10 protein-coding genes are annotated in these 14,219 nt (G+C 45.1%); 4 read left to right on the top strand and 6 right to left on the bottom strand.

The features are described 5' to 3' along the window. Positions 1-45: 45 nt before the first annotated feature. The gene (locus tag NSTC745_RS31655) at positions 46-513 is read right to left on the bottom strand and encodes a hypothetical protein (protein WP_445634553.1); all 468 of its coding nucleotides are present in this window, start codon (positions 511-513) and stop codon (positions 46-48) included. On the opposite strand from NSTC745_RS31655, the gene NSTC745_RS31650 reads away from it, so the two are divergent. Next, positions 491-700, top strand: coding sequence for a hypothetical protein (locus NSTC745_RS31650; protein WP_445634552.1), 210 nt, complete (start codon positions 491-493; stop codon positions 698-700). The genes NSTC745_RS31655 and NSTC745_RS31650 overlap by 23 nt on opposite strands. On the opposite strand, the gene NSTC745_RS31645 is transcribed toward NSTC745_RS31650, so the two are convergent. Continuing rightward, complete coding sequence (locus NSTC745_RS31645; protein WP_445634551.1) at positions 697-1,281, bottom strand: hypothetical protein; 585 nt, start codon at positions 1,279-1,281, stop codon at positions 697-699. The two genes, NSTC745_RS31650 and NSTC745_RS31645, sit on opposite strands and share 4 nt — an antisense overlap. A gap of 183 nt (positions 1,282-1,464) precedes the next feature. On the opposite strand from NSTC745_RS31645, the gene NSTC745_RS31640 reads away from it, so the two are divergent. The 3 genes from NSTC745_RS31640 (at position 1,465) to NSTC745_RS31630 (ending at position 3,100) form a co-directional block, all read left to right on the top strand. Then, the gene (locus tag NSTC745_RS31640; protein WP_445634550.1) at positions 1,465-1,590 is read left to right on the top strand and encodes a hypothetical protein; all 126 of its coding nucleotides are present in this window, start codon (positions 1,465-1,467) and stop codon (positions 1,588-1,590) included. Between the two features lie 86 nt (positions 1,591-1,676). Then, the gene (locus tag NSTC745_RS31635; protein ID WP_445634549.1) at positions 1,677-2,117 is read left to right on the top strand and encodes a hypothetical protein; all 441 of its coding nucleotides are present in this window, start codon (positions 1,677-1,679) and stop codon (positions 2,115-2,117) included. 2 nt (positions 2,118-2,119) lie between these two features. After that, on the top strand, positions 2,120-3,100 hold the full coding sequence (locus NSTC745_RS31630; protein ID WP_445634548.1) for a pentapeptide repeat-containing protein: 981 nt from the start codon (positions 2,120-2,122) through the stop codon (positions 3,098-3,100). Positions 3,101-3,242: 142 nt separating this feature from the next. On the opposite strand, the gene NSTC745_RS31625 is transcribed toward NSTC745_RS31630, so the two are convergent. The 4 genes from NSTC745_RS31625 to NSTC745_RS31610 all read right to left on the bottom strand — a co-directional run bounded on the left by NSTC745_RS31625 (position 3,243) and on the right by NSTC745_RS31610 (position 14,218). Further along, on the bottom strand, positions 3,243-3,842 hold the full coding sequence (locus NSTC745_RS31625; RefSeq protein ID WP_445634547.1) for a hypothetical protein: 600 nt from the start codon (positions 3,840-3,842) through the stop codon (positions 3,243-3,245). Further along, positions 3,835-4,623, bottom strand: coding sequence for a hypothetical protein (locus NSTC745_RS31620; protein WP_445634546.1), 789 nt, complete (start codon positions 4,621-4,623; stop codon positions 3,835-3,837). Before NSTC745_RS31620 ends, NSTC745_RS31625 begins: the two co-directional genes overlap by 8 nt. After that, positions 4,613-5,380 (bottom strand): TIGR04255 family protein, encoded by a 768-nt coding sequence (locus tag NSTC745_RS31615; protein ID WP_445634545.1) that lies wholly within the window; start codon positions 5,378-5,380, stop codon positions 4,613-4,615. Before NSTC745_RS31615 ends, NSTC745_RS31620 begins: the two co-directional genes overlap by 11 nt. Before the next feature lie 126 nt (positions 5,381-5,506). Beyond that, positions 5,507-14,218: a tape measure protein gene (locus tag NSTC745_RS31610; RefSeq protein WP_445634544.1), complete on the bottom strand. Its 8,712-nt coding sequence runs from the start codon at positions 14,216-14,218 to the stop codon at positions 5,507-5,509. Position 14,219: the final 1 nt, after the last annotated feature.

Raw genomic sequence — 14,219 nt, 5'->3', positions numbered from 1 at the left:
ATTCGTAGTTCGTAATTCGTAATTAAGAGTTCCAATTACGAATTACTACGTGGCTTTATCCAACTCCCTCAGCACAAAGCTCGCCACGTAAGGATAAAGTTGATTCCTCTGCCACTGGCTTCTAGGCTCAAACATCCTAGCGTAGAATCGCGCTGGGTATGAAACACCACCCATGAAAGTTGTTTGCGTCCCTCCAGCCGCTAGCGCTCTTGTCCTCGTCGCCTGCTCGATAAAATCCTGGATTGAATCGTCAACAGTGATGCGGTAATTGCCTTGAGTCCGACGTAAGCGATCGCATTCCCCAAATATTGCCCCCAATGCCCGCCACTCTTGAAGCGTCACTATCGCACTGATTGTCCAGATGTGCTTTGGTTCGTAAAACGGGCCGCTATCCAAAGGTGTGCCGACGATACCGTATTCGGTTTGTCCGGTGTCGGCGAGAACGCGATCGTAACTGATAAATTTCTTGAGGGTGACTGATATTCCAGAGATGGCGAGAGTTAGCTGGCGCATGAGGACTTTGGTGTTGGCGACAGTGCTAGATTTCCTGTCAACTTACTGGCAACGCCTCATGAAAAGTTTTCATCCTCAACTAGAGCGATCGCGTGGCTTTGAGCGCAGAGGTGAGTTCAACACAGATAGCAGGTCGGTTACTCTGCTAACAAGTCAGCGAACCAAGCATCACACTCGTAATATTTAATTTTTAGGGTTCAGACAAGTTGCAGGCGTGAAGGAAGCATGGAGCTTGACAGTTGGTGCTTGAGCAACCAGAAACACATTACGATTGGCATCCACTATCCACCCCTGAGCTTCCACAATTTGACTAGGAGGATTGGCAGGGTTGACCTTTAGTAAAAAATCATTTCCAGTGTTTGTTTGCGACTCTGCCCTTTTGTTAGGAGTAGCGTTAGTCCGATTTTCATCCTTTGTCTTAAGTGTTATCCAATTAATTATTGTCCCATCGCCAATCAACGGTTCGGTAGGACTGGATGGTATTCCGCCACGTCCTGTGATGACGAGCAAAGGGAAACTAGAGCAACCCCGATCGAGTACGAACCACGCTGCTCTATTCACAAAATTCTCAGGACTGTCAAGTTCTGATGACGGATAAACTCTAAATATATTAGGTTTATTGATTTCTCGTCTGAGACTAGAATTGATAAGAGCTTTCGCGTCTTCTAAATTAATTTCTTGAGCAAGGACAGAGATAGGTGTCAACGTACTATTCATCAAAATCGCTAATCCGAAAAACCAGTATCGGCAACCTTCGATCTTCAACATTGTATTCTTCTGCCTGAAGCTCTAGTTCGGGAACAAGAGTTATTCTGTGCTAGTTATCAGTAAACAAGATTACTAGAAATCAAAATAACTCTGTCTGGTAATCAATTGAAGCGACCAGCTTTATGCAAAATCTGTCATTTGTTTATAAAAATACACGATTAAAGAAGGCGACGAGATTTGAGGGTGGTGCTTCGGCAAGACAGTAAAAACCATCGCCCTCATGAAAAATTTTTCATAATCCCCAACACAAGAGCGATCGCTTTCAACAAGGCAGATGAATTCAACGCGATCGCTCATTTCATGCCTTAATCGCTTATAGTTTTGCAAATTACGAGCATTGCTTAAGAAACCAAAGTGGTAGAATTTGAGCGCGTCCGCACTCGTGCTATCTTCGGATGACTCAACCACAAAACCCCCAGCCTCCTCAAACTCCTCAGTCAGTTTCACCACCTGTACAGACTCCTGCTCAACAACCCGTGCAGATGCAGACAAAAGCAGGTAAGCGCACAGAGCGAATCCTGAAAAGCATTTGGGAGCCTATGAATTCGATAGGACACAGCTTGATGGGGGATTACTGGAAAACTGTTTATCTGTCTATCCAGGATGCGATCGCCCTTGCTGTTCTACTCAGAATCCCAGAATTGCTTGGACAATTTATTTTAGGTAAAAGTTTTTCTGACTTCGGCGTTTGTCTTCAAGAAAATGCTTTAGGTGCTTCACGGTATGCCTGCTTTATCATAGTGGCATCAGACTTCATGCTGTGGATCGTGATTGCGGGCCGAATAATTGGTCGTTTCTGGGCAGATTTGAAGGATTTAAAAAACGGTACAAAGTAAACATGACTCTGGAAAACCCCAAGAATATCAATTTTGATGATGCCAAAGCAGGACTGAGTTCGTTAATTAAACAAACGGCTCAAGTTGGTGCTGGTTTTCTAGTAATGCTGCTGCTAACAGGAGGTAATCCATCGGGTTTTGTAGCTGGCTTGAGTGTTTGCTTAGGTATTGTATTTGTCGCTTGGAGCGAACAAAAGAGACTTGCAATCTCTAAAACAGATTCTCAAAGCCAAAACTTGAGTTTTCGCAGTAATCCAATTGGACTCAATTTAGTTTTTGCAAATCTGATTCGTGGCAATTTAGGTGGTGCTTTTCGGATTCTGAAAAGCTTGACTCGTGCCAAGCAGAGCCGTGCCAAGCAGAGCCTTCCCTACGTCATCGTTGCCAACCAGAGCTTTGCCAACCTCAGCAGTGCCAACCTGAGTCGTGCTTACCTTAGCGGTGCCGACCTCAGGAGTGCCGACCTGAGTCGTGCCAACCTCAGCGGTGCCAACCTGAGTTATACCAAGCTAAGTTACGTCAACCTAAGTCGTGCCAACCTGAGTCGTGCCGACCTCAGGAGTGCCAACCTGAGTCATGCCAACCTCAGCGATGCCGACCTGAGTTATGCCAAGCTGATTGGTATCAACCTGAGCCGTGCCGACCTGAGTCGTGCCAACCTCAACCATACCGACCTGAGTAGTTTCGACCTAAACCATGCCAGATTGAGAGATGCCAATCTGAGCAGCACTACTCTAAGTAGCGCCAATCTGAGCGGTGCCGATCTAAACAATACTGACTTGAGAAATGCAAAACTGAGTGATGCCGATCTGAGCAATGCCGATTTGAGAAATGCAAAACTGAGTGATGCCGATCTGAGCAATGCGAATGTTGTAGATGCTTTATTTGGTAGTAATCCAGGACTCACAGATTATATGAAACGCGACCTAGAACGACGAGGGGCAATTTTTGGCGATCGCCCCCCAGTTCGGAGTCCAAAATAATTTCGCAAACCTGAAAAATTTTTCATGAGCCTCAAGCAGGGCGTAGTTTACCGCCGTAGGCATCGCTCTTCAAGAAACTGAAATTATCCACAAGTTATCCACATGACAGAGGTAACGATTTTGTGAGGCGATCGCAAGATGCTTACCAAGCTTTAGAAGCGGCAACTGGAAGTCCAACACGCATAAAGAAGCGAGCAAAAGCTTGTGACAAATGCTCGCGATACGGTGGCAGCAAGCGTAATCTTGGACGCGCTCTTTGCTCAAGAACAGACTCAAGAAAATTGCGTGGAATCGTATAAACATCGTGGAAATCAACAATTCGATGTTCTATATCCATCTCTCCAATGGCTTCATTTTTAATCGCACCATTGTTTAACATGGTTAAGTTCCACATATATCCATCACGGATATCATCACAAAGTCTTTTCCATGCTTTTTCCGTAGGATTTTGCCCACCTGCCTTCATTGCCTCTTCCCAATCTTTTCGATAGGCGCAAAGAGAAAGGTGAGGACATAAAATAACGTTGCTAACTTTTCCATTTTCTAAGTCGCAAGCTTGAGACATGACCACAACATCAGCCTGGATAGCATCAACAGCCCCTTTCAGTACTTCAATTTCTGTTTGTGTCTTTTGCACCTGCGGGATCTTTGGCTTCCAGGTGAGTATAGGGCAGTTAAAAATTATATCTCCCTGCGTCAACTTGGTGTTTGCTTTTACGAGTTCGTACCAAGCTTCAGTCATCTTCAGTCTCAATCATGCGACGATCGATTGCTATATGGGGCTTCCAAAGTGGTAAACCTGTAGTCTCAAGCTCAATGGGTTTTGAGAATAAAACTTCTGGCTTATGGGCAACAGAAAATTTATCATCACGATGCAATCTAGGCTCATCTTCTAAATCTTCACGATCCAACCACTTCCATAAATCTGTAAGTTCAGCGGGTAATGTCGCCGAGCCGTTTTCCATTTCGTTGTCAATGTCAGTCCCCCAAACTTTGATGTATTCTGCGGTATTTCCCAGAATACAAACAGTTAACTTTTTACTTTCGTGCCACCATTCAAAAACTATTTCTGAGTCGATACCTAGATTTACTAATGGCTCGCACCACCACATTTGGTTAGCAGTAACAACGTCACGGAGTTTGTCTAACCATTGTATGGTGTATTTATAAGTTTCATTGTCGGCTCCTAATTCAGCAATTCTTCTGTAAGTTTTGTGAATTGGTGAATAGCTCCAGTTTGAAAGTTCCAGAACTGCATGATTTTCAGCTTGCTCAGAGATAGCTTTGGCTCTTTTAACTGAAAAAGCAACCATCTTAGGCTGATATTTCCAACTCCCCACAGTTGATGTTTTGTCTGCCGCAAGAATAACAAGATTGGAGTTTTGCCCAATTGATGCACTTTGCAAGTCTTCTGCTGATTGAGAAGGCGGAAGTTGAGTTAATTTGCTACGTATCTGAGATAGCGCTGCTGTCTCTGAATTACGACGATCATCTTTTATGTAATAGGCGGCTTTACTTGACATCGAACAACTCCCTTGTGCGGTCAGTAATTAAACTCTCAAAGGCTTGCCCTTCTCTTTGTCTTAATTCATATAAAGTCGAAAGTGCCTCTTCTAGAGGTAGAGGTTTTTCTACCCATTCTTGAGAAATTTCCAAATCAAGGACAATTGCAACTTGTCCAGCTTTTTCAGGAGGTGATATAGCATCTGATAAATTTAATACTAGCCTTATTGGTATATCTTCATAGATTAATTCAGTTCGCGTTAAGAATGCTGATATCCTACTTGGAACACCATCCGCTGGAAGTTGAGGATATATAGTGAAATAATCACTAAGCTCAATTTCCACGTTAGTTGGAATAGCTATTTGATTTATGTAACGAAGAGCAATACGCGTTACGCCAACAGGTTTAGCAACGTCTACGTAGACATCAAATGCCCGGTCAATTCTTTGTTTGAACCCCTCCCACCCCTCATAAGGACGTAAGGCGTGGACGCTGGCCAGATCCTGTCCTACAGCCACTAATTTGTTAGCATCCGCAGAGGGGAACAGAAGTTTAGTCCAGCCCGGTCTTACCGTAAATTCAGGGTTTAGAAACTGGGGACTGACTTGGAATTCGGTCGCTATAAAAGCCTGTTGTTGTGGTTCACCTGTGTAAAAATCTTTTATCTTTTCATAAAATAAACTAGGTATTGTAAAATTCCAGGCTCGGCTTGGGGCAAAGCGAAACTCACAGACCGCTTCTTGTATTGGTGGGTTAAGATACTGGCGGCGTGTCATAGATTACCTAAATTTGGTATAACCTCACGTTTTTAATAAGCTACAAATTTAAAACGAAAAATAAAGATTCCTGTTCATTAATCTTAGGATATCTAAGTCTATCCTTATGAAAAGTTTTTCATAAGCTTACAAACCCGCCCCCACAACCTGACCCCTTGATAAATCGCTCATCAATTTCGCCGCATCATCCACAGGGTTGGCGGTGGAGACACTAAGAGATCGCGGTGTATTGGCAAGTTGTAAGATGCGATCGTTTAAAGTCGCCAACTGCTTTTCAATCCCTTGGTTCGCCATCTTTAAGGACTCCGCAAACTGGCTGTAGCCAGAATCGCTGACTTGAATACCTGCCTTGTTGAGAAAGCTTGTAACCATATCAGTCGGCGGCATATCAGCACCTTTGCCTTTCAAACTCAGTTCATTGTGCCGTTGGTAAGCCTCAAATAAATTCTCTCCCGGCTTGCGGCTTAGTTCTGGTAACTGGTTAATCTCAATTTTTTTGGGTAACTGTAAGTCTGATGCTGAAATGTTGCTTTGGGCGCGGTTTAGCGATTCATCATACTGGTAATTGGTAACATCCACCCCGTCCTTGATAGTCCGCCCATTTCGCACGAAGGTTTCGCCAATTCTTCCGACTCGGCGACGGCGAGAACCTTTATCCTCAATTCCCCCTGTCCCCCTGTCCCCCTGTCCTCCTGCTTCCTTGGGAGCCATCGCTTCAGCCTTCTCCAGTGCCGACGCTTGCTTAGAGGATGAATCTGCTGCTAGCTGTTGGTCTATGGCGCTGCGCCGGTTTAACTCCTGCGCCAGCGTGGCGTTCTTTGTGAGTTCGTCTTGGATATTCAGATTGGCGATCGCATTATCTAGCCTCTTGTCACTCAGTTCGATTTCACGTCCTGCTATTTCCAGCCCCACTTCGGCTGATTTAATGGCGGTCGGATCTTTTTTGATTTGAGCAATCCGCAATGCCCCTTCTGCTTCCAATTTAGATTTAGCAGCCGCTAGCTGGGCAGATTGGGCATCGTAGACAGCAGTTTCAGCAGCAATCTTCTGGCGTTGCAAATCAAGCGCTAGGGACTTCCTTTGGTACTCCTGTTCTAGCTTCAATGCTTCCAGCTTCTTGGCAGCAATCTCATCCTCAATTTGACTGCGTTTGGCTAAAATATCCAGTTCGTTGTTGCCAAAACCCAGAGCATTCAACTGAGAATTAACTTCACGACGAACGCCAGGATCGAGATTTTCGTCCTTGAGTTTGCGGCTTAAATCTAAAGCTCTATTGGCGTTGTCGCGCTTGGTTTCGAGTGGGGCGACAGCAGCGTCGGTTAAAGCCTTGGCTAAGTTGTAGCGGCTTTCTTCGAGCTTCCCGGTACGCTCTAGACTTTGGTTGTAGAGGTCAAGCGAGGCTTTTTGAAAGTCTATCTGAGAAACCAGCGACTTGAAGCGATTTTCCTCGGCTTGCATTATCCGTTGAATATTATGCTCTACAGTCTCGCGGTATTTCTCCTCAGCAGCTATTTTCTGATCGACTACCACCAAGTTAGCTTGTGCAAGTTCTTGGTTGAGTGCGTATTGTTCTGCTGTGAAGTCTCTAGCATCGCGCAATCCCTCTTTATACAGCTGCTTGTTTTGAGCGATTTTGTTTTTGATCAAATTAACGCGATCGCTTGCAGAAGTAGCATCAATGCTGGTTTGTTCCAGGGCAAATTGGTCTTGAGCTTGTGGCGTTAAACCACTTGATAAAAATTTCTCTTTTGCGGTGCGGGTGCTGTCAGCTTGTTTTGTGGCGATCGCGGCTTCAGCTTTCTTGTTAATAAGCTCGATATCCTTGAGCCTGCGTGCTGTGACCGCCTGCTGCACGGCTAATCTGTTCTCAGCTTCTTGGCGCTCTACAGAAGTTAATTCAACAGACAAATCGCGTTGGCGTTCGGTGAATTTCTCAGCAGATATCTTGCCTTGCTCGTGATAGGCGCGGAGGGTAGTTAACTGGTCTAAGTAGCTCTTTTTCTGCGACTGAGAGCTACTAAGTTGAACTCTAGCAATTTGTTCGCTGACTACTTCCTCACTGAGGAGCCTAACCGCCTGAGCGCCTTTGAGGAAAGAGATTTTATCATTTTCAGTCTTTTGAATAGCAGCGCGTTCCTTGGCAGCAGAATCTTCTAGTAGATACAGCGAAGTATCTTGGATGACTTGATCCCGTTTTGCTTTGGCATCAACAGTAGATGCTTGGGCTTCGGTGAATTTTGCTTTAGATTCGCGTCCAGCTTTTAGCTTTTCTAATATCCCTTTATCGGCTTCATCACTTGTATTTTTGAGGGTATCGTCAATTTTGGCAACACTAGAATCCGGTGTCAGCCCAAGTCGTTTTAAGGTGGCTTGAAAATCGGGTTTCGATGCTGCCTCTTCATAACTTTTGACGGATGCAGCTAAATTCGCTTCGTCAATTTGAGCCGCATTGTATTCAGCATCAGCATTCTTGAAGGTGAGTTTTTTGGATGCGAGTTTATCGGTAGAGAATCCAGCGATCGCTTCTCTAGAATTAGCTAGTTTGCGTTGTGAAAGATTTTCTCTATTCTTCTCCTGACTCTCTGCCAGTGCTAGATTTAGCTCACGTAATGCTTGAGTAAATGCTCTTACTGGATCGATTCGGAATGAGGCGAGAGTTTCTTCTTGTTGAGCTTTAGCTTTTTTTAGTCTAGGCAGCAGATCTTCGTATTGAGCCTTGAGGCTATCCGCAGCCTTGTCACCTCCTACTGCTTTAATGCCTTTTTCTGTAGACAAAGCCTCTATTTGGCTCTTAGTAAAGTTGATCGCTTGATTTAAGCGATTCAAATCGTCAGTGAAGGGCTTGGAAATACTTGCACGTTTATCGTTAAGGTCGGAAATATTCTTATTTTGGGTCTCCAGATCTAGCTTTAATTGAAATGGTACAGTTAAGCCTTTATCAACAAACTCGCGCTTCATTCGAGCTTGTAGAATCTGCCTTTGCTGCTCTGCTGCTTGAAGCTGGGCATCAATATTAGGAAGGCTTGAGCCATCTCCAGTGCCTTTTTGCAGTTGAGTAATTCGTAGATTAGCGTTAGCAATAAGTTTGTTACCTGCGGATACTTGATTGCCTACGTTTTTTGTAATGTCGCCTTTCTCGTACTCTCCAAAGGTTTTGAGCTTACTTGCGGCATCCAAAGCCTTTGCCCCACCTGGCAAGAATGCAGCTACAGGATTGCTTTTTAGTTGCTGTCCAACAGACTTAAGTGGATTGATTAAAAAGTCATCAGCAAATTTGCCAGGGCCACTACTGGCTTCTGGGGCTGTTTCTACTTGCTTTGGTTTGCCATCCTTTCCTTTTTTAAAGGCTGCGTCGGAAGCATCGGCTGCTCTAATTGCGGCTTTGGCTGCTTCGTCGAAAGACTTAACTAATTCGGTGTTAACCGCCTGATTTAGGAGATTGACAATCTCCAAAACCGCAAAAATACCAGCAGACAACTTGACAGAGAAAGAATTGTTAATGGTCTGGGCTAAGTTCGCCATACCACCGCCTAGCGTGCCAGTAGCTAGCTTGGTGGCAATTAGTTGGGCAATCACAGCTTGCAATGCTCCCACCATTTTCAGTGAGAGTGTTGCTGTGACCGCTAAAAGGATAAATCCCAATTCCTTAGAGACAGAAGCTACACCCTTCAAGATTGCTGATAACCCGCTCAACCCAGCTGTAGCAGCTGGTGATACTCCCTCACCAATGCCCTGTTGCAAGCTCAAGAATGAGTTTTGCAGGTCAAAGATTGCTGATTGAGCATTACCCGCCGCATCTTTCGCGGCATCGCCAAATTCTAGCCTTAGCTGGGCACCGAAGCGAGGCAAGAAATCTTGTGACAATATGCTCCCAGAGTCTAAAAGCTTTTGGAATTCTGCCTCTGTAACGCCCATTGCCCGCGCTGCAATCCCCATCGCACCCGGCAAGCGTTCGCCAAGTTGCGAGTTACCAGACCAACAGGTTTTACCCGATCTGCGAACGTAAAGCGTAGTAAATGGAACCTCTACGCAAAATACTTCATCATCGAATTCAACCCATTCTAGACTTGATGGCTCTACTAACACTTGTGTACTACTATCAAGTCCAGCCAAATAAAAATATGGTTGGAGTTCTAAGTCCTTCGCCTTGACTATCTTGAAATTAGTATCGTTGGCACCTCTCACAACCATCCGGTGGTCGGGAGTAACAAGTAAGTCAACATCAGGTGAATTGACGCGAAGCATCAAGCCAGTGTAGCGATACCTGATTGTCCGAGTTGGCAACTGAAACTCGATTTCTCCAGTCTCTAAATTCTGAGAAGCGAACAAATCGCGATCGCTTACTTCGTCCCAACGAACCCATCCTCTAGATGTCAGTACCTCTGTGTTGGAATCGTAACACCGTAATTCTTCAGCCGATACCTTCCCTTTGGAAATCATCTGCGAGAGAGCCAGAATCGCGCCTTGGGTTTGATCGGCACTGAGACTCAATACAGTGCTGGCTTGAGAGATACCTAAAAACAATTCGCGGGATTGCTTGCCCTCCAGAGTTGAACCCTTGGCAGCGGCAGCAAGTTGCACAAATCCTTCTGTGGAAGCCTTCAGAGGAACTTTGAGGTCTTCAACGGTCTTGCGTACAAAGGCTAAATTTTGAGCGCCACCAATTGAGCCACCACTAGCGAAATTGAGGGCAGTTTTAAGTCTGTCAAGTTCGACAAATGCCCCGAAAGCATCCTTGGCGAGATTAGTAAAAAATTGTTGGACAAAAGTAATCGCCCCAAAGGATAAAAACCCTTTGACAAGTCCCGCGATCGCCTTAATTCCTCTAACTTCCAATCCTGAAAATTTGCTTAATATATTATCTATGAAACTAAATTTTTCAGGAGCAAGAGATTCAACATCCACTTCGACATCAATCTTGCCTTGCCCCTGTAAAGTTTTTAGTTTGCTGACGTAAGCATCTATTTCTTGGTTAATTAAGGTAAATGGTATTCCTAGTTGTCGCAGGCTTTTCTCTAATTCTTTAACTGCGGTATCTAGTTCTTTAAAATTATTTTTAGATTGTTTTTGTCCGAATTTAGTTGCGGCTTCTCCTAAAGTCCCGAATGCATTTTGAAGTCCAATAAGCGTCTTGGTTTGCTGTGCGGTTGGGTTGTCACCTAACTTTGCGCCGACTAAATTGGCAATGCCTTCAGCATTTTCAGTGATGTATCTTGCCTTTTGAATAGTGGCATTTTTGGAGCGTTGCTGTAGAAATTGTAGCGGTGCAGAGCGGATTTCTTTAAATGTGTTATCCCGCCTATTTTTATTTTTATTGGCGTCAGCGATCGCAACGTCGGCACTAACTGATGGATCGTAGGAATTAACATCTTCTAAGTCGCTTAGTTTGGCGTTAACTTCGGCAATAACTTTTTGTTGGGCTTGGGCTTGCTCTAATAAACGCTTGGCTGCTTCTAGTTCTTTTTGGGTCTGGGCAGCTGCACCTTTCGCCGACTTTTCTTGAGCTTTGGCTTGAGCCTCCATCGCTGCCAATGGCTTAGCTGTTTGCCTTGTGTAAAAATCACCATAAGCTGAGGAATTCTGTTTGCCGTTTTTCGCTTGAGAAATGAATTTGAATAATTGCGCTCTAGCCGCAGCAAGAGCGTTTTCTGCATCTTCAAATGATGCGAGAGACTCAAAACTATTGCCACCTGCCATTTGAGAGACGGATGGGACGCGAGTTCGTGAGGATTGTTTTTGCTGAAGATTAAGTTTACCTAGTTCGCCTTTAGTTTTATATTTTTGCTTGCTCAAATTGAGGCGAAACCCTTCTAGTTCTGCCTTGATATCTGCGTCGATATCTTGAGCTAGGGCTTGGGTAACTAATTCTTGAGATTTATGAATGTCATCCAATACCCGCTTGAGTGCGCTGGCATCGCCATTGGTCTTAGCTTGGGCAAATGCTTCTTTAATCTGCATTCGCTCCGCTTCGAGTTCCAGTTGCAGCAAACTGCGAGGAATTTTTACCAATTCCTTGGCTTGAACCAAGACTTCTGGCGATGGTTTGCCGACACTGGGCAGGGCTGCCTCTAATTTTTGTAGGTCAACGCTGCCTAAAAGATTTTGAATTAATTCGGGCTTGGTAAAGTTCTTTTTGGCTTGTTTGTTGTACGTCGGCACTCCCAACTCTTTGGATAATGCACGGATATCTTTAGCGTTAAGTCGGCTAAGATTTGCTTCGAGTTCGGGTGTTGGCTCTTGGGCTTTGGGCTGCTGAGTTTTAGCAACGACGATCGCTTTTAATTTTTCAGGAGTTGCGCCAATAGAATTGATAATTTCAGTTAACGCAGACTCTAGACTTTGTTGAATTTGTTCTATTTCTTGGGTAGATAATCCTTCTAGCCCAGAAGCTTTGGAGAGCAGCGGAGCAATTGAGCTAGCAATCTGCTCTAATTCGACAGCAATAGAACCCATTTCATGCTGCAAATCCAATCCATATTGCTTGGCAAATTCACCAATTTTTAAGAGTCGCTTGGTGGCTTCGGTTTGCGATCGCTTAATTAGTAATTCTGCCTTAGATCCGCCAATCCCAAAAGCTTTTTCAAAATCGCCAATCGCCGATTCTTTTTGCAACTTCTGAGCCACACCTTTGGAATTGCGCGAAGCAAATACATAGGCATCGGCTTCTAATTTGCGAGAAATAGGCTGCAATTCGGGCGATTGAACTTCCACGCTTTGCTCGATTCTTCTGCCTAATTGCCGTGTTTCTTGAGCGTTCGGGGATAGCAATGGAATTGCGGCTTTACCTGTTGCTACATCGGCCCTACCGAAATCGAACTGCAAGGCGTGGCGAACCTCATGCACTAATGTCTCAATTGCTTGAGCGTCCAGTTTACCTTTTTGGATGAGTTCGTAGGCTTCCTTGGAAACATCGATTTGGTTGCGAGCGGGATCGTAGGTTCCGAATGCACCGGCTCGTAACTTGCCTGAGATAGCTAATTTAGGAATTAGACTCGGATCGACATTGCCAACTCCAGATAGTCCCAGAACTTCTTGAAAAATATTTCTGTATAACTGGGGTTGGGTCGGACGAGATTTGGCGACAGGTTTTGTTTCTTGTGGTATTGGGTCAGCGCCTAACACCTCCAATCCCCTAGCAATTCCGCCAATTCGTCCAGTGATGGAGTCGTATTCTTGAATTTTCGGTGCGAGTTCGGCTTTTCTTTGTTGCAAGTCTGTTGCCCTCGCCCCAAAACGCTGTTGCAGGTTGCGGGCGACAAACTGGTTTTGAATTTTGCTTAGTTGAGCAGTTTGTTGAAAACGCAGCTCTTGTTCGGAAATTTTACTGGGGTCTGTGTTGGGCGCTTGGAGTTGAGATAAAACTTGGCGAAGTTGAGCCGCTTGCTGTTTGTTGCCCTGTTGTTCGAGTTGGGCGATCGCTTGCTCGTATTTTTTGACTTGTGCCTCGTATTCTTTGACCCGCTTTTTAATGAGTCTTTCTGGAGTTAAAATAACGCGGAATCTTGCGGCAGCTTCTTGCAAGCGTTTTTGCTCTGCCGCGTACTCTGCTGTAAAACTTTGGGTATCGGCAGCGAGTCCAGGGGCAGCAGCATCAATCTCTCCTTTAAGTTGTCTTGCCCTTGCACCTTCGCCCTTGGCTACACTTTTTTGAAATTCTTTTTGCAGCTGAGTAACAGCTACTTCGCGCTGTTGGTTCTGAGATGCCTGAGCTTTGGCGCGGCTGGCAGCCCCCGCAGCAGTTACCTTGTCCTCTCCTAGAATTTCTTTAGTTACTTGAGTTGCTTGCTTGAGGGCGTTCGGGAATCGGGATTTGATGGCTGTACCCAATCCAGAAGCGATCGCTTCCCCTAATGCCTCACCCACAACACTACCACTACCAATAGTGTTGCTTAGTGCGTCTTTGATTGATGTTTTGATGCCAGTTGTGATGCCAGTGCTGAGTTCTTCCCCCAGCTTCAATCCGGCACCAGTAAAGACAGTAATAGCAGCGCCAGCAGCACTTTTCAAGGGCGATAACACTACACCCAATAGCCCAGTACCAATGCCCGCGATCGTCTTGAATAGTCCCCCAGTTAAGGTTGTGAATATATTTTTGCTGGATGCTCCTCTGACTCCCTTCTCAACCGCCTTGGAGATATCCCCGAAATCAGGATTTAAGTCAACTGATGCTTTGAGCGATCTCAGCTTTTTTTGAAATCTAACTAAGTCTGGCTCCAAGTCAACCAGTATGGAGTTGAACTTAAACTCTGCCTCAATTGAATTGACAATACTGCGGATCTTGCCTTTATCAGGGCGCAATCCTTCCAGTAATCCCTCGGCAGAATATCTACCAATCTCCCTAAAAACTCTCGACGGCGATTGAATCCCCAGTTGGGACTTAACCGACTTCACCATTGAATCAACGGCAGATTTACCCGCATCCTCAGCCCCGGTGAATCCTTGGGCAAACCCATCAGCAGCATACTTACCAATCTCTACAAACTCTTTCTTGACTGCTGCTTTATCAACCCGAACCTCAACGTCAATCGGACTAATTCGCCCAAGTCGCTTTAGCTTCTCCTGAAAATCCTTAACGTTGGGCGCTAAGTCAACTTTGATGGGGTCGATGCTGATCGCAAGCTTTTTGATTTGCTCGTTGAATTTTGTTGTGTCGAGTTCAACGGCGATTGATATTGGTTTTAGTTGCGATCGCAGTCCCTTGAGTTGCTGCTCAAAACCCTTAGTGTCGAGCTTGAGAGCAACAGATCCCGCATCCTGCTGCTGTAACTTTTTTAGATCGCTGTCAAATTGGGAACGATCCAGGTTTAATTTGATTGAAGCGGAGCCGAGGGTTCCCATA

The sequence above is a fragment of the Nostoc sp. DSM 114161 genome, from assembly GCF_052692665.1.
The sequence above is the reverse complement of the archived record's forward strand: the minus strand, read 5'-3'. Positions and strand labels throughout refer to the sequence as shown.

Bases quoted from the DNA above. Each gene is read 5' to 3' on its own strand.
- NSTC745_RS31650 (WP_445634552.1), top strand. From the start codon at position 491: ATGGCGAGAGTTAGCTGGCGCATGAGGACTTTGGTGTTGGCGACAGTG.
- NSTC745_RS31655 (WP_445634553.1), bottom strand. From the start codon at position 513: ATGCGCCAGCTAACTCTCGCCATCTCTGGAATATCAGTCACCCTCAAG.
- NSTC745_RS31645 (WP_445634551.1), bottom strand. From the start codon at position 1,281: ATGTTGAAGATCGAAGGTTGCCGATACTGGTTTTTCGGATTAGCGATT.
- NSTC745_RS31635 (WP_445634549.1), top strand. From the start codon at position 1,677: ATGACTCAACCACAAAACCCCCAGCCTCCTCAAACTCCTCAGTCAGTT.
- NSTC745_RS31630 (WP_445634548.1), top strand. From the start codon at position 2,120: ATGACTCTGGAAAACCCCAAGAATATCAATTTTGATGATGCCAAAGCA.
- NSTC745_RS31625 (WP_445634547.1), bottom strand. From the start codon at position 3,842: ATGACTGAAGCTTGGTACGAACTCGTAAAAGCAAACACCAAGTTGACG.
- NSTC745_RS31620 (WP_445634546.1), bottom strand. From the start codon at position 4,623: ATGTCAAGTAAAGCCGCCTATTACATAAAAGATGATCGTCGTAATTCA.
- NSTC745_RS31615 (WP_445634545.1), bottom strand. From the start codon at position 5,380: ATGACACGCCGCCAGTATCTTAACCCACCAATACAAGAAGCGGTCTGT.
- NSTC745_RS31610 (WP_445634544.1), bottom strand. From the start codon at position 14,218: ATGGGAACCCTCGGCTCCGCTTCAATCAAATTAAACCTGGATCGTTCC.